Genomic DNA, 19,470 nt, shown 5'->3' with positions numbered 1-19,470 from the left:
CCATTCAGGCAACGTCCTGTCACGGTATCGTGGCGACAAACCATAAGTCTGTGCTGCCATAAGTCAAAATCGCTAAACCTTGTAAGCTAATTCCGCTCCTGCGTCAAACGCATATGATACCCGGTCGGGAAAAAAAACGCTGCTGGTTACTCTTCATGCACCAGGCGCGGCGTAATAAAAATCACCAGCTCCCGGCGCTTGTCATTCTGAACATCATGGCGAAAAAGCGCACCCAGCAACGGTATATCGCCCAGGAGAGGGACTTTATCACGATTACGCGCCGATTCCTGTTGAAATATGCCGCCCAGCGTTAACGTCTGACCATCTTTCAGCGTAACCTGCGTAGTAATTTCCTGCTTATTAATAGTAAGAATTTCTCTGTCGCCGTTGTTAATGTTGCGTCCGGGCACGTTTTGACTGATATGCAACGCCAGACGAATACGCCCGTTGGGCTGCACCGTCGGCGTGACGTCCATCCCCAAAACGGCCTCTTTAAATTCGATGCTGGTTGCGCCGTCGCTGCCGCTGGAGACTTCATAAGGAATTTCAGCGCCCTGCTTGATGCTGGCCGGCTGCTGATGCGAAGCGATGAGATGCGGGCTGGCAATAATATCGATGTGGTTTTCCTGCTCCAGCGCGCTAAGTTCCAAATCAAGTAGACGACCATCTATGCGCGCCAACGTTAAGCCAGCCGCCAGCGACGGCGATCCAACGCCAGGACCAATATTTAACGTAGGATTACGCAGCGCCTGCGCAATAATTTCCTCTCCCGACAGCTGCCAGCTAACGCCCAGCTCATGCAGATGCTCTGCGCTAATGCTGACGATATGGGCCGTCAGTTCTACCTGCTCCAGCGCCACATCCAGCGCCTTCACCCAGGCCGCCACGTTGTTTAACGCCGCTGGCGTATCACGCAGCAGCAGCGTATTCGCACGCGTATCCAGGGTGATGCTGCCGCGCGGCGTCATTAATTTGGCGCGCTCGGCCTGCAGGCTGGCGCTGACGGCCGCCACATCCGCATGCAGCAGCACCAACGCTAAATCCTGCAAAGGCTGCTGCTGCACGTTTTCCTGTGCTTCTTTTTGCTCCCAGCCCTGCGGAAAAACCAGCAGCACGGAACCTTCCTGGGTAATTTTTAGCCTGGCCATCCGCGCCACCAGCGATAAGGCCTGGCGCCAGGGGACATCCTGCAGGCGCAGCGTAATGTCTCCTGCCACGCCCGGCGCAACCAACAGATTAACCTGCTGATAATCTGCCAGCGCCTGTAACACCTGTTCAACCGGCGCATTCTGAAACGCCAGAGAAAGCGGCTCGTCATTGGCCTGTACCGCGGCGCTCAGCAGCAGCAGCGCGACTGCGATCCTTGTCATGATATTTTCCTTTAATTTGCAGCGTGACACGCTGCGGCACGCAGCTTTGCGGCGCGCTGAGCGTTAAATGAAATGGCGCAAACGCATCAATCTGCCAGTCTTCGAACGGTAAAGGCCGGTCGCTGGCGATCGCTACCCGCTCGCCCTGCGTTGAGCGCAGCCATCCCAGATAACGGTTCCCTTTGCCCACCATTCCCTGCAGCTGCCACTGCTCTAATGAAGCCACCGACGAGAGGCAGGAAGCCCGCAGTTGAGCAAAGGGATCGCGTGCGATAGCAGGCGGCAGGCAGCCGAAAAGCAGCCAGCTAATCAAGAGGTATTTCATCATCAAACGCCAGGTGAAAGGTGGCATGCAGGCGCTCCGCCTTACGCTGCACAACAAAAGAGGTCAGAGCGGGCGCGGGTTCGCAGATAACCAGATAAGCAAACAGCTGCTTCAACTGCGACCAGTCCAGCCATAGTTTAAGCTGGCTATCGCGCCGGTCAGGATGCCATTGCTCCAGTTCGCCGCCGCTGCGCTGTAGCAGGGTATACAGAGAAAACGGCTGCCCTTCGCGAACCATATCATCCAGCATCTGCTGGTTGCGCAGCTGTAACTTCTGCAGCGCAGGCTGCCGCAACAGCGGCGCCAGCAGCCGTTGATAGCGCAGCAGCTGCTGCTGCGTGTTGTCCCGCAACCGCTGCCGCTCACCGTGGGCCGGCGCTATCCAACCATAGCTGGCTAACAGTACCACGCCGGCCAGCAGGCCAGTCAGGCTCAGCCAGCGCCATTTCGCCGGCATCAGCAGCCAGCGCAGCAGGATTTCATTTTTCATCGCCGACGCCCTCCGCTTTTCCGGTTGCCAATGTAAAGCGATACGGACCGTCGGCGCTCTTATGTAATGCGCCCGGCAGCCAGGGCTGAAAAACGTCGGATGCCCTGAGCCGATGATGCAACAGCCGGGTGGCTTCCGGCCGCAGGCTTAGCCCATCCAGCCGTAAGGTTCCCTGCTGGTGCGTTAATGTAGAAAGCCATGCGTCATCCGGTACATTGCTCTCCAGCTGCAGAATAAACGCCTGCCACTGCCGCAGCCGCTGATGCTTTTGCTGACGCAGCGCCGCCTGCTTACGCAACGTCTGCTGCTGCTTTTGCGCCTCGGCATAGCGCTGATTAAGCTGCTGCGCCCGCTGTGTCGCCTGTTGCCACAGCGTTAGCTGGCTTTGCCACCGCTGCGTAGTTTCCGCCAGCCCGCGCCACCAGAGCAGCAGCGCAATATGAACCAGCACCAGCAGCGTTCCGCTTAACCATAGCCATCGTCTTAGTCGCCGCTTGCGGGCATCCTGACGCCAGTCCAGCAGATTAACCGCAATCATCAGCTATCCTCCGGACGCAGCGCTAAACCCAGCGCAAGCGTAAACATACCGCCATGAGCGGGCAGCGGCGGCTGCATAGACTGCAGCAGGCTTAGCGGCTGAAGCGGCCGCATCCCCAACAGCAGCTCGGCGGAAACGTTGGCGCTAAACCAGAAATCACGCGCGTCGGGCAGCTGCAGCCTGAGCTGTTCGCTATCGGTTGCCAACACGCCGGGCACCCAGCCGGATGCGCTTTCTGGCTCACCGGGCAGATACCATAACCAGTGATCGCTGAGCTGATGAATCAGCGCCGCCTTATCAGAGAGCCGCATGGTTTCACCGACCAGCGCCAGCGCCCCGCAGGTTGGCTCGATAACGTCAGGAATGAGCCCGGCCTGGGCCAGGATTGCCAGCCATTGCTGTAGTACGCTCTGGCGCGCGGCGGTCAGATAAAGCCGCGGCTGCGGCTGGACAACGGCGTGATAATCCAGCGCCAGTTCGCTGGCGGTAAGCGGGAACAGCCGCTCGGCAGCGGCCGTTGCATAGCGCCCCAGTTCGGTTTCGCGCAGCTGCAGGGAAGGGGTTGGCAGAGAGCGCTGCATTACCGCCTGAGGCGGAAAACCGACGCGCAGAGAGATAGTGCGGGGAAGCTGTTTACGCCAGCGTTGCAAAATGGCGAGCAGCGCCGGGGAGCATTGCAGCGCGCCATGAGATAACGTATCGTGCGGCAGCGCATGTTGCCACCAGTGACGCAGCTGCCAACCGTTACGGCGACGCTGGATACCTAAAGCACAGAGCTGACCATTCTGAATATCCAGCCCTACTTGCCATTTCTGAAAAGCCATGTTCGCGCGATCTCCATATCGACGTAAAAATAAAAGGACGTATCAAAGCGTCTGGCTTGCATTTATACTACCGCGCGATTGTTTATAAACTGCCCAAACGACATTAAATGGGAAATCTCAGGTGAAGTTCGTAAAGTATTTATTAATTCTTGCAGTGTGTTGCATTTTGCTGGGCGTCGGCTCGGTTTACGGGTTGTACAAATACATTGAGCCGCAGCTACCGGATGTGAACACGCTGAAGGACGTTCGTCTGCAGACGCCAATGCAGGTCTACAGCGCCGATGGTGAACTGATCGCGCAGTATGGCGAAAAGCGCCGCATACCTCTGACGCTGTCGCAGATGCCGCCTGAGCTGATTAAAGCCTTTATCGCCACCGAAGATAGTCGCTTCTATGAGCATCACGGCATCGATCCTATCGGTATCTTCCGTGCGGCCAGCGTGGCGCTGATTTCAGGCCACGCTTCCCAGGGGGCGAGTACCATTACGCAGCAGCTGGCGCGTAACTTTTTCCTCAGCCCTGAGCGCACGCTGATGCGTAAAATCAAGGAAGCCTTCCTCGCTATTCGCATCGAGCAGCTGCTCAGCAAAGATGAAATTCTCGAGCTTTATCTGAATAAAATTTATCTTGGCTATCGCTCATATGGCGTCGGCGCCGCCGCTCAGGTCTATTTCGGCAAAAATATCGATCGGCTAACGCTGAGTGAAATGGCGATGATTGCCGGGCTGCCTAAAGCGCCCTCCACGTTTAATCCGCTTTATTCCCATGCGCGTGCCCTGGCGCGCCGTAACGTTGTGCTGTCCCGCATGTTGGCTCAGAACTACATTACGCAGCGGCAGTATATCGAGGCGCGCAGTGAACCGCTGGAGGCCAGCTATCACGGCCCGGAAATCGCTTTTTCCGCCCCCTATCTGACGGAAATGGTGCGTCAGGAGATGCTGAAGCGCTACGGCGATAACGCCTACAACGATGGCTTTAAGGTTTATACCACCGTTACCCACAAGCTTCAGTTGGCGGCGCAGGAAGCGGTGCGTAATAACGTGCTGGATTATGATATGCGTCACGGCTATCGCGGCCCGGCCAATATTTTGTGGCGAGTGGGTGAGTCTGCCTGGGATCGCACGCGTATTCTGAAAAACTTAAAGACGCTGCCGGTTTATGGCCCGCTGTGGCCCGCCGTGGTGACTACCGCTAACGGTAATGAAGCAACGGCGCTGATGCGTGACGGCAGCAGCGTCTCGCTGACGATGGAAGGCGTACGCTGGGCGCGTCCGTATAAGTCCGATACGCAGCAGGGCGCAACGCCGCGCAGCGTGACGCAGGTGCTACAGCCGGGTCAGCAGATTTGGGTACGCAAAGTAGAAAATAGCTGGTGGCTGGCACAGGTGCCGAACGTTAACTCTTCCCTGATTTCTCTCGATCCGCACGATGGCGCAGTACGCGCGCTGGTTGGCGGTTTTGATTTTAATCAGAGTAAATTTAACCGCGTTACCCAGGCGCTGCGTCAGGTCGGCTCGAATATTAAGCCTTTCCTCTACACCGCAGCGATGGACCGTGGCCTGACGCTGGCCTCGATCCTTAACGATGTCCCGATCTCGCGCTGGGACGCGGGAGCGGGCTCTGACTGGCGGCCGAAAAACTCACCGGCGACGTATGATGGCCCGATCCGTCTGCGTCAGGGGCTGGGGCAATCGAAAAACGTGGTAATGGTTCGCGCGATGCGCGCGATGGGCGTCGATTATGCCGCAGAGTATCTGCAACGCTTCGGCTTCCCGGCACAGAATATCGTGCACACCGAATCGCTGGCGCTGGGCGCGGCCTCCTTTACGCCGCTGCAAATGGCGCGCGGCTATGCGGTTATGGCGAACGGCGGTTTCCTTGTCGATCCTTATTTCATCAAGAAGATTGAAAGTGAAAACGGCGAAACGCTGTTTGAAAATCATCCGCGTATCGCCTGCCCGGAATGCAATCTGCCGGTGATTTACGGTGAGACTAAAAAATCGGTGGCGCTGGGCGAAGAGAGCGTAGAAAACGTGGCGGTCTCGCAGGAAAATAGCCATCCCGCCGTACCGCAGCCGGTGCTGCAGCAGGTAGGTGCCGATCGGCCTGACGCCACTCAGCAGTACGCGCCGCACGTTATCAATACGCCGCTCTCCTTTTTGATTAAAAGCGCGCTGAACTCAAATATCTTTGGTGAACCGGGCTGGATGGGCACCGGCTGGCGTGCCGGCCGCGATCTGAAGCGGAAAGATATTGGCGGTAAAACCGGTACAACCAACAGTTCGAAAGATGCCTGGTTCTCCGGTTACGGCCCTGGCGTCGTGACGACTGTCTGGATTGGCTTTGACGATCATCGGCGCGATTTGGGCCGCTCAACGGCTTCCGGCGCGATTGACGATCAGATTTCTGGCTATGAAGGCGGAGCCAAGAGCGCTCAGCCAGCGTGGGATAGCTTTATGAAGGCGGCGCTGGATGGCGTGCCGGAGCAGCCGCTAACGCCTCCGCCAGGCGTGGTGACCGTAACTATCGATCGCAGTACCGGCAAGCTGGCTAACGGCGGCGGCAATACCCGTCAGGAGTACTTTATTGACGGGACGCAGCCTACAGAGTATTCGGTGCATGACGTGGGAACCACGCTGATGGATAACGGCGAAACACACGAACTGTTCTGATAAAAACAAAGGGGCGATTTTCGCCCCTTTTTACTTTTCAGGTTCGGTTACGTCTTGTCAGTAGTGAATACGCTGCTGTTTTACCAGCCATTCGCGCACCAGGAACAGCGCGCTGACATTGCGTGCCTCGTTAAAATCGGGCCTCTGCAGCAGCGACATCAGGTTATCCAGCGGCCAACGGATCACCGGCAGCGGTTCCGGCTCATCGCCTTCCAGCTTTTCGGGATACAGCCCTTCCGCGACCACAATATTCATTTTGCTGGAAAAGTAGGAAGGCGCCATGGTGAGTTTGCTGAGCGCTTCCATCTGCTGCGCGCCAAAGCCGGCCTCTTCTTTTAGCTCGCGATTAGCCGCCTCGAATACCGTTTCGCCAGGATCGATCAATCCTTTTGGAAAGCCCAGATCATAAGTTTCCAGACCGACGCCATATTCCTGAATCAACAACAGATGATTATCGATAATCGGCACAATCATCACCGCTTCGCGCTCTGAAGGACGCATACGTTCATAAACGCGCCGCGCACCGTTACTGAACGCCAGATCTACCGACTCAATGGTAAACAGGCGGGAGCGGGCCACAGGCTCAACGTGTAAAATTTTAGGTTTCTCTAATTTTCTTGGCATAGGGGCCCCAGATAAAGCGCAGTTAATCATTGCCAGACAGTCATTGTTCTGGGCAGAAAGCGGCAAAAAGATATTGTGCGACAGGCCTCACGGGAATCCAATCAGCATATGATTTAATTTACTTTTTTATAACAATTATTTGTAACGATTGGGAAATTTTTTATGGCAAAGTCAATAAGCGACAAAGAAATAGGATAATGCCGATATTCACCTCGACACGCGCCAGCTAATATTCCGGCAAGGATTTCTGTATAGTAGTTCTAATTTTATGATTTTGTGCGCTATTTTAGTAAACAGGTTGGTTGCCACCACTGCCCAATCCCGCCAAAATTAGTGAACTCCCTATAACTTAGCCCGGAGCGAGCAATCACAGTGACGGCAGCAGTTTGGCTGGAATGAACATAGCATGAGCACAATTATCATTATTCTGGGTGTAATGCTTACCTGCTCCATTATTGCAGGTATCTGTTTTTGGTACGCTATGCGGCATCGCCCGCCGTTGGCGAAACCGCTGCCGTTTATTAATCCGCCCCATCGTCTGCTGACGAGTGAGGAACGCGAAGCCGTTGAGCGCTATCTCGATACGCTGGCCAGCAAGCAGCGCACCATCCAGCCAGGCGGCGCCAGCGCCGCGCCGGAAATGCTGACGCTGAGCTCGCAGAGCAATAAAGTTTATCCCGTTACCCGCGCCATTACCCGTTACGGGCTTTCCACCGACGATCCGCAGAAATGGCGTTACTATCTCGACGCGCTTGAGGTGCACCTTCCTCCGCTGTGGGAACAGTATATCGCCGAAGAAAACTTCGTTGAGCTAATCAAAACCCACTCTATTCCGCTGGCGATCTCCCTTAACGGTCATTCGCTGGTGAACTATGCCGGAGAGCAAAGCATGCTGCCGACGGTGGTGCGTCCCAGCGCCACCAACGCCTCGATACGCCAGGAGCAGAGCGAAAACGTCGAGCTGCTTCAGGTACGTAAAGAGACGCCGGAAGAGCATTGTCTGTCACGCAGCGACGGCACCCGTGAGGCCACGGCGATCTGCTGCGGCCTACTGCTGTTTTTTATTAGCCTGTTAGCCCCGTTACTTTTTATGCCGTGGCTGGCCAGCGCCGGCGTGGTGATCATTTTGATCAGCCTGTGGTTTATGTATCGTCGTCCCGGCGAAAAAGATTTACGTGAAATTCACTGTCTGCGCGGCGCGCCGAAACGCTGGGGGTTGTTTAGCGAATCGAATCAGGGACAGGTCAACAATATTTCGCTGGGGATTATTGATCTGGTTTATCCGCCGCACTGGCAGCCTTATGTTACTCACGATCTTGGCCAGACGACCGAGGTGGATATTTATCTGAACCGTCAGGTAGTGCGCCAGGGACGTTTCCTGTCGCTACAGGATGAAGTGCGCAACTTCCCTGTCCAGCGCTGGAAAAAGAATATGGTGCTGGCCTGCGGCTCTCTGCTGGTGCTGGCGCTATTGATTAGCTGGGTGCCCTTAGCGATGCCGCTAAAGCTCAGCATGGCGTGGCTGACCGGTTCTGAGCGGATTGAGGTTAATTCGGTAGCCGCGCTGGATCAGGCGACGCTGCACGTGGGCGATAACCTGAAAGTCAGCGGCACCGGAATGTGTTCCGTACCTGCCAGCTATCAGAGCAACCGCAGTTATGCTTTTATGCCGTTCGATTGCTCGGCCATTTACTGGAATATGGCCACTCCCCTGCCGCTGCCGCAGTCGGAAATCATTGATAAAGCGTCAGCGCTGCTGAATCTGACCAACCAGCAGCTGCACCCGCAAAACAATATCGACAGCAAGCTTAACCCGCAGCTCGCCACGGCGATTCAAAAATCAGGCATGATCCTGCTGGATGATTTTTCCGACCTGGTGCTGAAAACCCAGGAGTTATGTAGCCAGCAGCAGGATTGCGTACGGCTGAAAAATGCGCTGGTTAACCTGGGCAATGCAAAAGACTGGGAAACGCTGGTGAGCCGCGCAACCTCAGGAGCGTTAAACGGCATGAACGTGCTGCTGCGTCCGGTCAGCGCCGAGGCGCTGGAAAATCTGGTGAACACCGCCACTTCGACCTTTTTCTATCGTGAAACGCATCGCGCCGCCGAAGCGCTGAATAGCCCGCCGCCTGGCGGATTCCTGCTTGTCAGCGATGAAGGGCGCCAGCTGGTTAACCATCCTCAACCGACCGTTTCGCTGTTTGATTTCAACGCGCCGGATCAGTGGGATGAACTCCAGCGCCTGGCGGGTATGCTGCTGCATACTTCCTTCAGCGCGGCCGGAATTATCACCAGTATCCATACGGATGCCAACGGCACGCAGCATATCGCCCTGCACAGCGAGCCGGATATGCTGACGCTGTGGCGCTACCTTTGCACTTCGCTGCTGCTGGTTATCCTGAGCCTGAGCGTGGTGATTAACGGCCTGCTGGCGCTGAAGCGCATCCACCGCAACCGCAAACGCATTGTGGAAATTCAGCACTATTACGATAAGTGTTTCAACCATACGCTATCGCCGATGCCGGATATGCGCCCGCTGTTCTGAGCCACTTTCAACTGTGCTACCCTGTCGCCTTTCTTTTTTGAAGGCGGCATGGAAATCAACGTTAACTGGCGCGATATAGATACCGTGCTGCTGGATATGGACGGCACGCTGCTCGATCTGGCATTTGACAGCTATTTCTGGCTGACGCTGGTGCCGGAGAGCATCAGTCAACGGCGCGGCATCTCGCTGGAGGAAGCCAGCCAGTTAATCATGGCGAAGTATCAGGCGGTTCAGCATACGCTAAACTGGTATTGTCTGGATTACTGGAGCCGTGAGCTGGAGCTGGATATTCGTGCCATGACCTGGGAAATGCGCAGCCGGGCGCGTTTACGAGATGACACCCTTCCCTTGCTGCAGGCGCTACGCGCCAGCGGCAAGCGCACCATTCTGCTTACCAATGCGCACCCCTGGAATCTGGAAGTTAAGCTAAAGCAAACCGGTCTTGGGCAGCATCTTGATTTATTACTTTCAACCCATACATTTGGCTTTCCGAAAGAAGATCGGCGCCTGTGGCAGGCCGTGCAGCAGCATACCGGTTTCGAAAACCTGCGAACGCTGTTTATTGATGACAGCGAGCCGGTGCTGGATGCGGCAAAGCGCTGGGGTATTGCCTGGTGCCTTGGCGTCAGCAATCCCGATTCCGGGTTGCCAACCAAAACCTTCGCCCGCCATCAGAGCGTGAGCGATTACCGAACGCTTCTCGGCGCGCTGACGCTGTAAGCGCGGTAAACCGACGGGAGCAGTGATGAAAGAGAAAATCGCAGAAGGCGTCCGACTCGACAAATGGCTGTGGGCCGCGCGTTTTTATAAAACCCGCGCGCTGGCGCGTGAAATGATCGAAGGCGGAAAAGTTCACTACAACGGCCAGCGCAGCAAACCCAGCAAGCTGGTAGAGCTGAACGCTGAAGTGAAATTACGTCAGGGCAATGATGAGCGCACGGTGATTGTCTGCGCCGTGACCGAGCAGCGGCGTCCCGCTACTGAAGCACAGCTGCTGTACAGCGAAACGGCGGAAAGCGTTGAAAAACGTGAGAAAGTGGCGCAGGCGCGCAAGCTGAACGCGCTAACCATGCCGCATCCGGATCGTCGGCCTGATAAAAAAGAGCGCCGCGATCTGATGAAATTCAAATTTTCTGGCGACGAATAACGCGCCGCCAACACGAGAGAAAAACTATGGCTCATCAAGACCAAATGCATCGTTACCTGTTCGAAAACCACGCGGTTCGTGGCGAACTGGTCAATTTGTCCGGGACGTGGCGCGAGATCGTCTCCGGGCACGATTACCCGCAGCCGGTTCAACAGCTGCTGGGCGAACTGCTGGTGGCAACCAGCCTGCTTACCGCCACGCTGAAGTTTGAAGGCGACATTACCGTGCAGCTGCAGGGCGATGGGGCGTTAACGCTGGCGGTAATTAACGGCAACAACCGCCAGGAAATGCGCGGCGTCGCACGCGTTCAGGGCGAAATCGCCCCCGGCAGCACGCTGAAAGAGATGGTTGGCAACGGCTATCTGGTTATTACCATTTCGCCGGAAAAAGGCGAACGCTATCAGGGCGTGGTGAGTCTGGAAGGCGATACGCTGGCGGCCTGCCTGGAAGATTACTTTATGCGCTCTGAGCAGCTGCCGACGCGTCTGTTTATCCGTACTGGCGAACATGAAGGCCAGCCGGGTGCGGCGGGTATTCTGCTGCAGGTGCTGCCGGCGCAGGATACGGATAAAGAAGATTTTAACCATCTGGCCACGCTGACGGAAACCATCAAAACCGAAGAGCTGATTAGCCTGCCGGCAAACGAGGTGCTGTGGCGTCTCTATAACCAGGAAGAGGTGACAATCTATGAACCGCAGAACGTCAGCTTTAAATGTACCTGTTCGCGCGAGCGCTGCGGCGAAGTGCTGAAAACGCTGCCACAGGAAGAGGTCGATCAAATCCTGCAGGAAGATGGACAAATCGATATGCACTGTGACTATTGCGGCAGCCACTATATTTACGATGCGGTAGATATTGCGGCGATTCGTAATGATTCCGGCAGCGGTAGCGCCCAGATTCATTAATACCCGCCGGAAAATTAATAAAGGCGACGCAGGTCGCCTTTATGATTAGCGGCAGATGTTAATCCTTTCGCTATAAATAAATGCGTAACTACCCTCTGTAAAAATGTTATTCCCATAAGATAGAAAAACGCAATCACTAAAAAAATCCCAGCCAAATAATTATCCTTCCTGTCATCCAATAAACTCTCTCCTTTAGCTTAAATAAGCGCATTGCAATTTTATCCGTTTCAGTTTAATAAGTAAGGCTGGATAAAATAATTATAAAATCGCGAAGTATTAATACGGCAGCTATTAATAAAATGCACGGCCAGCTTATTTAAAGGAACTATTAACGCCCAATATTTTCACCCCCGATATTTTGCTAATAGCTCAAGGACCGGAGAAATTAACAGATGTCTGAATATACCCTGCAGGAGTGCATGCTTACGCTGCCCGACCTGTTACATGACCGTACCATGAACCTGTTTACCCTCGGCGGCGCGAATGAGTTTACCTTTGTCATCTCACGCGCCCCTGCCCAGGCCGGGGATACGCTGCAATCGGTTTCCACCCGGCTCGCCGAAGAACTACAGACGAACCTGCCGGAGCTGGGCCTTATTCATGTGGAACTGACCGAGCTGGATGGCATCCCGGCGCTGGAGCTGTTCTACAGCTTTAAGTCAGGCCAGCGCACGCTGCTGCAAAAGCAACGGGTAGTGCTGCTTGATGAAGCGTTTCAGGGTAAAAAGCTGCTTTGCTTTATTGGCACCTGCCCCGATGCGTTCGATGCCTCCCACGCGCGGGTTTACGATCTTATCACCGCCACCGTTCGCTTCCATCACCCCTCTCCGCCTGCTCAGCCCATCAGTAATGAAATTCCCGCAGACAGCCCGTCTGTCTACTTTAGCTTCGACCGCGAGAGCCGTGAACTGCTGGTTTTTCAGGGCATGGCGTCGCTTTATGCCTCGGTCGATCTTAACCGGGCAAAGCAGGGTGACTATCTGTTTTTCGACAGCGGCGGGCATCGCTTAAGCATTGGCCCCGTCGCCAGAGAAGATAACGTTACCCGCTATGCGCTATGGAAAACCGCCGAAGGCCAGAAACAGACGATGATTCACACTCTGTTATTAGCTAAAAGCGTTCGGGGCATTCCTGGGCTGGAAACCGCCGACGCGATTGAAGTCTGGCTTTGTCAGCAGATCAATCAGCAATGAGCGGCGATAACGCTTTTGCCGCAGCGCGCGAGGGAGACAATATCGCGCATGTTGCCGCCAAAGGCTGGCTGGTATTGGGCCTGATCGGCGGCGCGATTGTCGGCGCAGCCTGTACGCTGGTAACCGGCGGCGTGGGCACGGCGGTGCTTGCCGCTACTGTTGCGGGCGCAGCCAGCGGCGGCGGGCTGGGCGAACTACTGGGCGGCATGTCATGGGCGCCCAGGCATGTTACCGGGCAGTTGACCATGGGTTCAGCCAACGTTTTTATTAATGGCAGGCCCGCCATTATCGCCCCCCTTTCCGCAGGCAAATGCGCTGAGCATGGCCCTGGCGCGCAGCCCGTTGCGGAAGGCTCCAGCCGTGTTTATATCAACGGCTATCCTGCCGCCCGCATTGGCGATCGCCTGGCCTGCGGCGGCATGATTAGCCAGGGCTCGTCTAATGTGTACATTGGCGGCGCAGCAATACAGGTCGCCCCGATCAATCCCGATATTCCCGCGTGGGTAAACGCTACGCTGTTTGGCGTCGGCCTGGCGGCAACGGCGGTAATAGCCGGGCCGATGGCGGCGTTGATGGCAACGGCTGGCGCAATGGCAGGCGGCTACGCCGGTGATTTTATCGGCGGTGAAATCTATGGCCAGGGCAGCGATGGGCAAAAGTGGTTGTCGCTTGGCGGCGCATTTGCAGGCGGCGTGACGGGGATAAAAGGTGGTATAAAAACAGGGGATAATCACCCCGTAAGAACCCAGGCCCATACGGAAAGACGCGCCAGGCTGAATGAAAAGTTCGGGCGCACCGGCGATATTAATCGAGATATTAATATTCGAGGGAACAGGGAATTGGTTCGGAATTTTATGCAAAAAAGTGGAATGAAAAATGAACGTATCATTAATGACTATATGAAAGGTATCAACATGGTTGATAAAGTTTCTGTAGAAGCTATTAACAGAGGGAAACTAGCTTATCAAAACCAGGCTCCCGGAAACTGGCAGGGAAACTGGTACTCAATGAACGAGACTACGCCGCCAACAAAGCTCGGTATCAACCCGTCAGGTAACTTACATGACACTGAAATAAAAGTTCCTAAGGTAATTACTACTTATAAGGCGCAGCGCCCGCTTGAAATGTTGCGTAGTAAAGCATCCCCAGTATTGGATACCTGGTCGGTACCCCAAGAACCTTTCCAGACTGAAGGTGGTGGCATACAGTGGTTTAGCACTAACAAAGGTGCATGGGAGAAAATTAAATGAATAATAATAGTGCTATAGATTACATCAACCGGGCGCTACGCCTGGCGCAAAAACGTCACGCTCACATACTTCAGGTTCAAGGCGGTGAAACGCTTGAGCCAATGTATAATTCCATCGTTCAACAGCTTATCTATCTGCGTAAGATCATTACCGGAGAAGAAAAAGACAAGAGCAGAATCCATAAAATGACCATGGGCATATATGCCGCGAAAGAATTTGAGGAAACGGATAAAATTTTTTCCGATAGAATACATAGTGCCAGTTTTATAGCCGATCAAATTGGTGGCGGCCTGAAAGTCAAATTACCGCATGAAATTGAGTCTGATTATTTTATAGAGCAACAAAAACTTAAAGACGCTTACCCCGACGATTTTGAAGATTAAGACTTATGTCGCAGAACAGAAACAGCATCAACAGTGCATTAGCTTACATTGATCGGGCGCTACGTCTGGCGCAAAAACGTCACGCTCACATACTTCAGGTTCAAGGCGGCAAAACACTTGAACCGATGTATAACTCTATCGTTCAACAGCTTATTTATCTGCGTAAGATCATTACCTGTGAGGAAAAGGATAAAAGCAGAATCCATAAAATGACTATGGGTGTGTATGCCGCTAAAGAATTTGATGGAAGCGATCCCGTTTTTCAGGACAGAATTTTTAGTGCCAGCTATATCACCGATCAGATTGGTAGAGGCTTAAAAGTTAAACTTCCGCATGAAGACAACCCTACAAGTTACCAGCAAAGGCAGCAGAAATTACGCAACGCTTACTCCGACGATTTTGAAGTTTAAAGCTTATGGCGGAGAACAGAAACAGCATCAACAGTCTCTGCCAAATGCATCACCAATCGCCGGGGCTTTCATCATAGATTTTAAGCACAGCAAATTTAAAGATGTGGTAACCCACAACAAGCCCCAACAGGGAAAAGGCAGAAAGGAAATATCGGTAATCGCTGTATGAGAAAAACAGAAACCAGCCCGCACAAAGCAAGGTCAGGCCACATATACCTATACCTACGCCTTGCACTAAGCGAGATAAAATAACGAGCAATAATTTTTTCATATTTTAAATTTCTCAAAAAATAGTTGATATAAGTGCATCCCTTACCTTGGTTAAAGGTACTTAAGCTCATTAGTAAAACAGGTAGACTGGTTCGCATTTTTTATTAACAAACGTCAACAGAGCGACCAGGAGAGGCTTAGCCAGGCGGATCGACCAGAGACTGAACTTAACACAGCGGAAAAACGCCATGTTTCGTTGTAAAAATAAAATCTTGTTTCATATTCATCGTATAGCAATCATAACTTTTTATCGGATTTTGACGATTTTCTATAAAAAAACGTTTCGTCTCTCATTTTTATCACTCTCTCCTTCCGCTGTTTATTGACAGGAGTAGACTGCCGCAATTGTAAAGCAGCGTGAATCGCTTTACGGCAAGTGGCAGCAAGTCACCCCAACATTTGTTGCAGTACAAACCGATAAAGGAACAGTAATATGCGCCCTAATGGCCTGACGCCACAGGACCTCGTCGCTTATGGCATCACTGATACGGTTGAAGTCATCCATAATCCCGATTATGAAACTTTATTTAAGGAAGAAACTCTGCCCAGCCTGTCCGGCTATGAGCGCGGTACGCTAACGCAGTCCGGAGCCATCGCTGTGGATACCGGCATTTTTACCGGGCGCTCACCGAAAGATAAATATATTGTGCGTGACGATACGACGCGCGATACCCTGTGGTGGAACGACCAGGGCAAAGGCAAAAATGATAATCAACCTTTGTCACAGGAAACCTGGCAAGCCCTGAAGGGCTGTGTAACACAGCAGCTTTCCGGCAAGCGATTGTTTGTAGTCGATGCCTGGTGCGGTGCCAATCCCGATACCCGCCTGAGCGTGCGCTTTATTACCGAAGTCGCCTGGCAGGCGCACTTTGTCAAAAACATGTTTATTCGCCCTGATGAGGCAAGCCTTACCAGCTTTACGCCTGACTTTGTGGTAATGAACGGCGCAAAATGCACCAATCCCCACTGGCAGCAGCAGGGCCTGCATTCGGAAAACTTCGTCGCTTTTAATCTCAGCGAAAAGATGCAGCTGATCGGCGGCACCTGGTACGGCGGCGAAATGAAGAAGGGCCTGTTTGCGGTAATGAATTATCTGTTGCCGCTGAAAGGTATCGCCTCTATGCACTGCTCGGCTAACGTTGGCGAGCAAGGCGACGTGGCGGTGTTCTTTGGCCTCTCCGGCACCGGGAAAACCACGCTTTCTACCGATCCGAAACGTCAGCTGATTGGCGATGATGAGCATGGCTGGGACGATGACGGCGTGTTTAACTTCGAAGGCGGCTGCTACGCGAAAACCATTAAGCTATCAGAGCAGGCGGAGCCGGAGATTTATCATGCCATCTGCCGCGATGCGCTGCTGGAAAACGTCGTGGTACGCAGCGATGGCTCTGTCGATTTTGATGATGCCAGCAAAACGGAGAATACGCGCGTCTCCTATCCTATCTACCATATCGAAAATATTGTTAAGCCGGTGTCGAAAGCGGGCCATGCGCAAAAGGTTATTTTCCTTACCGCCGATGCGTTTGGCGTGCTGCCGCCGGTTTCACGTCTCTCTTCCGATCAAACCCAGTACCATTTCCTGTCAGGCTTTACCGCCAAGCTGGCCGGTACTGAGCGCGGCGTTACTGAGCCAACCCCGACCTTTTCCGCCTGTTTTGGCGCAGCATTTTTGACGCTGCATCCAACAAAATATGCCGAAGTGCTGGTGAAGCGTATGCAGGATGCGGGCGCGGAAGCCTGGCTGGTAAATACCGGCTGGAACGGCACCGGTAAGCGTATTTCACTGCAGGATACACGCGCCATTATCAACGCGATTCTTAGCGGTGAACTGGCACAGGCGGAAACCCAAACGCTGCCCATTTTCAATCTGGAGATGCCGGTAGCGGTGTCGGGGATCGATCCGCATATTCTCGATCCGCGCAATACCTGGCAAGATCCGGCACAGTGGGAAAGCCGGGCGCTGGATCTGGCGCAGCGCTTTATCAATAACTTTGAAAAATATACCGATACGCCGGCGGGCGCCGCGCTGGTTTCAGCCGGGCCACATATTTAACCCTGGCGCAGTAAACAAAACCCCCGCCGTTTGGCGGGGGTTTTTATTTTCTGGCGCTGCGCTTTCAGGCTACTCGCCCTTAGGCAACTGCAGCTGGCCGACCGGGCCGCCAGCCGCAGCCACCGTCGCGGATAACGGCAGCCAGGCGCGAATTCGCAGGCCGCCGCGGGCGCTGACGCCAATATCCAGCGAACCCTGATGTGCATCGATAATACGCTGCACAATCGCCAATCCCAGCCCGGTGCCGCTGGTGCTGCGGGCGCTGTCGCCGCGTACAAACGGCTGTAGCAGATGCTTTAACTGTTCCGGCTTAATGCCCGGTCCGTCATCTTCCACCTGGAACCAGGCACGCTGTAGCTCATGGCCGCTGCTAACCTTAATCCAGCCGTTGCCGTAACGCGCCGCGTTCACCACCATATTCGCCGCCGCACGCTTAATCGAAAGCGGATTAATATCCAGCATCAGGACTTCCGGCATAACGGCATCTTCGATTTCACGCTCGTAGCCGCTTTCTGCCGCGACAACTTCATTCAGCACGGCGTTCAAATCGGCGCGTTCGGTCTGCATCTCCTGCCCGGTGCGCAGATAATCGATAAACTGTTCGATAATCGCGTTGCACTCTTCAATATCCTTATTAATCGATTCCGCCAGATAGCCGTCTTCCGCGCTCATCATCTCCGTCGCCAGACGAATGCGGGTCAGCGGCGTACGCAGATCGTGGCTAACGCCCGCCATCAGCAGCGTACGATCGTCCGCCAGCTGTTTAACGCCGGATGCCATCTGGTTAAAGGCGCGCGTTACCGAGCGCACCTCCGATGCGCCATATTCACGCAGCGGCGGCGGAATAATGCCTTTCCCCACCTGTAACGCCGCATGTTCCAGATCCACCAGCGGACGGTTCTGAATGCGGATAAACAGCCAGGCGCCGCCAATCGCCAGCAGCATAATCGCCAGCGTATAGCGGAACAGCGGTGAAAAATCGCCCTGATGAATTTCGGTCAGCGGCACGCGCACCCAGATGTCCGGCGACAGCCAGGTCTTTAGCCAAACGACGGGCGAGTTTTTATTCACCTCAACCCGCACATCCGTCGGCCCGCCAAGCTGACGCGCCATCTGATCGCTTAAAAACTGATAGTGCTGTGCCCAGCGTAATCCGCTCTCCTCCGCCGCCGCATTGGTATACAGAGAAATCCCCAACTCGCGGTAAATCTCACGCCGAAACGCGGGCGGCACTTCCAGCTGCGTACCGTCCTCCAGCTGCAACCGGTCGGTCATTAACATGCGCACTTCATACGCCAGCACCTTATTAAACTGCTGCAGGCTGGGAAGAATGGCGAAGTTAAGCACCACCAGATAGGTGGTTACCAGGCTGACAAACAGCAGCGTGACGATCAGCAGCAGCGTGCGTGCAAACGAACTACGGGGAGAAAAGCGGAGCCGCCTCATGCTTTAGTGCCGTCCGGAACAAAGACGTAGCCCAGGCCCCAAACGGTCTGGATATAGCGTGGATGCGCCGGATCTTCTTCCACCATGCGGCGCAGGCGTGAAATCTGCACGTCGATAGAACGCTCCATGGCGCTGTACTCACGGCCACGGGCAAGGTTCATCAGCTTATCGCGCGACAGCGGCTCACGCGGATGGCTTACCAGCGCTTTCAGCACCGCAAACTCGCCGCTGGTTAACGGCATCGGCTCATCTTCACGGAACATTTCACGGGTACCGAGATTCAGCTTGAACTTACCGAACGCAATCACCGCTTCTTCCTGAGAAGGCGCGCCCGGCAGTTCATTCGCCTGGCGACGCAGCACGGCACGAATACGCGCCAGCAGCTCGCGCGGGTTGAACGGCTTCGGAATATAGTCATCCGCGCCGATTTCCAGCCCAACGATGCGATCGACCTCTTCGCCTTTTGCCGTCACCATAATGATCGGCATCGGATTACTTTGGCTACGCAAGCGACGACAAATCGACAGGCCATCTTCGCCCGGCAACATCAGGTCAAGCACCATCAGGTGAAAGGATTCGCGGGTTAACAGGCGATCCATTTGCTCGGCGTTAGCGACGCTGCGCACCTGAAAACCCTGTTCGGTCAGATAGCGCTCCAGCAACGCACGCAGGCGCATGTCATCATCGACGACCAGAATTTTGTAGTTTTCTTGCATTTCGATACTCCCAAAGGCGCTATTGCCTGAGCTGGTATTGTTAAAAAAGAAGCGTAACTGTGACAGTCATTAATGGTTTATATTCTAGCCGAAATTGTTACAAAGCATATTAAACAGCAGCTTATATCGCATTTATTTTACTTTTACGCTACTGAATAGCCGCCGTTCGATCCGTCTTTTCTGAAATACGCCGACAAACTCTGTACATCGCTGGCTCAGAACGTCAAATGTAAAATTTTGTTATTTTAAAACAGCAGGTTAATTTATTTAACCCTACCCGTTTTATCGCACTGCCTCTTTACCAGGCGAA

19 protein-coding genes are annotated in these 19,470 nt (G+C 54.1%); 10 read left to right on the top strand and 9 right to left on the bottom strand.

The window, feature by feature from the left end:
• Positions 1 to 146: 146 nt before the first annotated feature.
• From hofQ to pilM, 5 genes are read right to left on the bottom strand one after another with little or no spacing between them, the layout of a single operon-like run.
• Entirely contained in the window at positions 147 to 1,370 is a 1,224-nt protein-coding gene (hofQ, locus tag COO59_RS10425) for a DNA uptake porin HofQ (RefSeq protein WP_103059726.1), read from the bottom strand.
• A complete protein-coding gene (locus tag COO59_RS10420) occupies positions 1,315 to 1,698 on the bottom strand; it encodes a HofP DNA utilization family protein (protein WP_165786508.1) in 384 nt (127 codons plus the stop codon). Before COO59_RS10420 ends, hofQ begins: the two co-directional genes overlap by 56 nt.
• The gene (locus tag COO59_RS10415; RefSeq protein WP_103059724.1) at positions 1,676 to 2,185 is read right to left on the bottom strand and encodes a HofO family protein; all 510 of its coding nucleotides are present in this window, start codon (positions 2,183 to 2,185) and stop codon (positions 1,676 to 1,678) included. The genes COO59_RS10420 and COO59_RS10415 overlap by 23 nt, the downstream gene beginning before the upstream one ends.
• Complete coding sequence (locus tag COO59_RS10410; RefSeq protein ID WP_103059723.1) at positions 2,175 to 2,723, bottom strand: PilN domain-containing protein; 549 nt, start codon at positions 2,721 to 2,723, stop codon at positions 2,175 to 2,177. Before COO59_RS10410 ends, COO59_RS10415 begins: the two co-directional genes overlap by 11 nt.
• On the bottom strand, positions 2,723 to 3,547 hold the full coding sequence (gene pilM / locus COO59_RS10405; protein WP_103059722.1) for a pilus assembly protein PilM: 825 nt from the start codon (positions 3,545 to 3,547) through the stop codon (positions 2,723 to 2,725). Before pilM ends, COO59_RS10410 begins: the two co-directional genes overlap by 1 nt.
• A gap of 121 nt (positions 3,548 to 3,668) precedes the next feature.
• Here pilM and mrcA point away from each other — a divergent pair, with 121 nt between their 5' ends.
• Positions 3,669 to 6,218, top strand: coding sequence for a peptidoglycan glycosyltransferase/peptidoglycan DD-transpeptidase MrcA (mrcA, locus tag COO59_RS10400; RefSeq protein WP_103059721.1), 2,550 nt, complete (start codon positions 3,669 to 3,671; stop codon positions 6,216 to 6,218).
• A gap of 57 nt (positions 6,219 to 6,275) precedes the next feature.
• On the opposite strand, the gene nudE is transcribed toward mrcA, so the two are convergent.
• Entirely contained in the window at positions 6,276 to 6,842 is a 567-nt protein-coding gene (gene nudE / locus COO59_RS10395) for an ADP compounds hydrolase NudE (RefSeq protein ID WP_103059720.1), read from the bottom strand.
• Between the two features lie 406 nt (positions 6,843 to 7,248).
• Between nudE and COO59_RS10390 the strand changes: the two genes are divergently transcribed.
• The 8 genes from COO59_RS10390 (at position 7,249) to COO59_RS10355 (ending at position 14,675) form a co-directional block, all read left to right on the top strand.
• Positions 7,249 to 9,387 carry an intracellular growth attenuator family protein gene (locus COO59_RS10390; RefSeq protein WP_103059719.1) on the top strand — a complete coding sequence of 713 codons (2,139 nt, stop codon included), beginning with the start codon at positions 7,249 to 7,251 and terminating at the stop codon, positions 9,385 to 9,387.
• A 48-nt stretch (positions 9,388 to 9,435) separates the two neighbouring features.
• Positions 9,436 to 10,107 carry a GMP/IMP nucleotidase gene (gene yrfG / locus COO59_RS10385; protein ID WP_103059718.1) on the top strand — a complete coding sequence of 224 codons (672 nt, stop codon included), beginning with the start codon at positions 9,436 to 9,438 and terminating at the stop codon, positions 10,105 to 10,107.
• 25 nt (positions 10,108 to 10,132) lie between these two features.
• Positions 10,133 to 10,534 carry a ribosome-associated heat shock protein Hsp15 gene (gene hslR / locus COO59_RS10380; protein ID WP_103059717.1) on the top strand — a complete coding sequence of 134 codons (402 nt, stop codon included), beginning with the start codon at positions 10,133 to 10,135 and terminating at the stop codon, positions 10,532 to 10,534.
• 26 nt (positions 10,535 to 10,560) lie between these two features.
• Positions 10,561 to 11,439 carry an Hsp33 family molecular chaperone HslO gene (gene hslO, locus COO59_RS10375; RefSeq protein WP_103059716.1) on the top strand — a complete coding sequence of 293 codons (879 nt, stop codon included), beginning with the start codon at positions 10,561 to 10,563 and terminating at the stop codon, positions 11,437 to 11,439.
• A gap of 392 nt (positions 11,440 to 11,831) precedes the next feature.
• On the top strand, positions 11,832 to 12,632 hold the full coding sequence (locus COO59_RS10370) for a DcrB-related protein (protein ID WP_103059715.1): 801 nt from the start codon (positions 11,832 to 11,834) through the stop codon (positions 12,630 to 12,632).
• Positions 12,629 to 13,882, top strand: a complete 1,254-nt coding sequence (locus tag COO59_RS10365) for a polymorphic toxin type 46 domain-containing protein (RefSeq protein ID WP_103059714.1) — start codon at positions 12,629 to 12,631, stop codon at positions 13,880 to 13,882. Before COO59_RS10370 ends, COO59_RS10365 begins: the two co-directional genes overlap by 4 nt.
• The gene (locus COO59_RS10360) at positions 13,879 to 14,265 is read left to right on the top strand and encodes an immunity protein Tsi6 family protein (RefSeq protein ID WP_103059713.1); all 387 of its coding nucleotides are present in this window, start codon (positions 13,879 to 13,881) and stop codon (positions 14,263 to 14,265) included. The genes COO59_RS10365 and COO59_RS10360 overlap by 4 nt, the downstream gene beginning before the upstream one ends.
• A 5-nt stretch (positions 14,266 to 14,270) precedes the next feature.
• A complete protein-coding gene (locus COO59_RS10355; RefSeq protein ID WP_103059712.1) occupies positions 14,271 to 14,675 on the top strand; it encodes an immunity protein Tsi6 family protein in 405 nt (134 codons plus the stop codon).
• A 49-nt stretch (positions 14,676 to 14,724) separates the two neighbouring features.
• Here the strand turns inward: COO59_RS10355 and COO59_RS10350 are convergent, their stop codons facing one another.
• A complete protein-coding gene (locus tag COO59_RS10350; protein ID WP_103059711.1) occupies positions 14,725 to 14,946 on the bottom strand; it encodes a hypothetical protein in 222 nt (73 codons plus the stop codon).
• A gap of 432 nt (positions 14,947 to 15,378) precedes the next feature.
• Between COO59_RS10350 and pckA the strand changes: the two genes are divergently transcribed.
• Positions 15,379 to 16,998 (top strand): phosphoenolpyruvate carboxykinase (ATP), encoded by a 1,620-nt coding sequence (gene pckA / locus COO59_RS10345; protein WP_103059710.1) that lies wholly within the window; start codon positions 15,379 to 15,381, stop codon positions 16,996 to 16,998.
• 69 nt (positions 16,999 to 17,067) lie between these two features.
• On the opposite strand, the gene envZ is transcribed toward pckA, so the two are convergent.
• The gene (gene envZ / locus COO59_RS10340) at positions 17,068 to 18,444 is read right to left on the bottom strand and encodes a two-component system sensor histidine kinase EnvZ (RefSeq protein ID WP_103059709.1); all 1,377 of its coding nucleotides are present in this window, start codon (positions 18,442 to 18,444) and stop codon (positions 17,068 to 17,070) included.
• Positions 18,441 to 19,160: an osmolarity response regulator transcription factor OmpR gene (ompR, locus tag COO59_RS10335; protein ID WP_038629697.1), complete on the bottom strand. Its 720-nt coding sequence runs from the start codon at positions 19,158 to 19,160 to the stop codon at positions 18,441 to 18,443. Before ompR ends, envZ begins: the two co-directional genes overlap by 4 nt.
• Positions 19,161 to 19,470: the final 310 nt, after the last annotated feature.

The sequence above is a fragment of the Mixta theicola genome, assembly GCF_002895925.1.
Classification (GTDB): Bacteria; Pseudomonadota; Gammaproteobacteria; order Enterobacterales; family Enterobacteriaceae; genus Mixta; species Mixta theicola.
The sequence above is the reverse complement of the archived record's forward strand: the minus strand, read 5'-3'. Positions and strand labels throughout refer to the sequence as shown.

Excerpts from the sequence above, each read along its gene's own strand:
- hofQ (WP_103059726.1), bottom strand. The coding sequence starts at position 1,370 with ATGACAAGGATCGCAGTCGCGCTGCTGCTGCTGAGCGCCGCGGTACAG.
- COO59_RS10420 (WP_165786508.1), bottom strand. The coding sequence starts at position 1,698 with ATGATGAAATACCTCTTGATTAGCTGGCTGCTTTTCGGCTGCCTGCCG.
- COO59_RS10415 (WP_103059724.1), bottom strand. The coding sequence starts at position 2,185 with ATGAAAAATGAAATCCTGCTGCGCTGGCTGCTGATGCCGGCGAAATGG.
- COO59_RS10410 (WP_103059723.1), bottom strand. The coding sequence starts at position 2,723 with ATGATTGCGGTTAATCTGCTGGACTGGCGTCAGGATGCCCGCAAGCGG.
- pilM (WP_103059722.1), bottom strand. The coding sequence starts at position 3,547 with ATGGCTTTTCAGAAATGGCAAGTAGGGCTGGATATTCAGAATGGTCAG.
- nudE (WP_103059720.1), bottom strand. The coding sequence starts at position 6,842 with ATGCCAAGAAAATTAGAGAAACCTAAAATTTTACACGTTGAGCCTGTG.
- COO59_RS10390 (WP_103059719.1), top strand. The coding sequence starts at position 7,249 with ATGAGCACAATTATCATTATTCTGGGTGTAATGCTTACCTGCTCCATT.
- yrfG (WP_103059718.1), top strand. The coding sequence starts at position 9,436 with ATGGAAATCAACGTTAACTGGCGCGATATAGATACCGTGCTGCTGGAT.
- hslR (WP_103059717.1), top strand. The coding sequence starts at position 10,133 with ATGAAAGAGAAAATCGCAGAAGGCGTCCGACTCGACAAATGGCTGTGG.
- hslO (WP_103059716.1), top strand. The coding sequence starts at position 10,561 with ATGGCTCATCAAGACCAAATGCATCGTTACCTGTTCGAAAACCACGCG.
- COO59_RS10370 (WP_103059715.1), top strand. The coding sequence starts at position 11,832 with ATGTCTGAATATACCCTGCAGGAGTGCATGCTTACGCTGCCCGACCTG.
- COO59_RS10365 (WP_103059714.1), top strand. The coding sequence starts at position 12,629 with ATGAGCGGCGATAACGCTTTTGCCGCAGCGCGCGAGGGAGACAATATC.
- COO59_RS10360 (WP_103059713.1), top strand. The coding sequence starts at position 13,879 with ATGAATAATAATAGTGCTATAGATTACATCAACCGGGCGCTACGCCTG.
- COO59_RS10355 (WP_103059712.1), top strand. The coding sequence starts at position 14,271 with ATGTCGCAGAACAGAAACAGCATCAACAGTGCATTAGCTTACATTGAT.
- COO59_RS10350 (WP_103059711.1), bottom strand. The coding sequence starts at position 14,946 with ATGAAAAAATTATTGCTCGTTATTTTATCTCGCTTAGTGCAAGGCGTA.
- pckA (WP_103059710.1), top strand. The coding sequence starts at position 15,379 with ATGCGCCCTAATGGCCTGACGCCACAGGACCTCGTCGCTTATGGCATC.
- envZ (WP_103059709.1), bottom strand. The coding sequence starts at position 18,444 with ATGAGGCGGCTCCGCTTTTCTCCCCGTAGTTCGTTTGCACGCACGCTG.
- ompR (WP_038629697.1), bottom strand. The coding sequence starts at position 19,160 with ATGCAAGAAAACTACAAAATTCTGGTCGTCGATGATGACATGCGCCTG.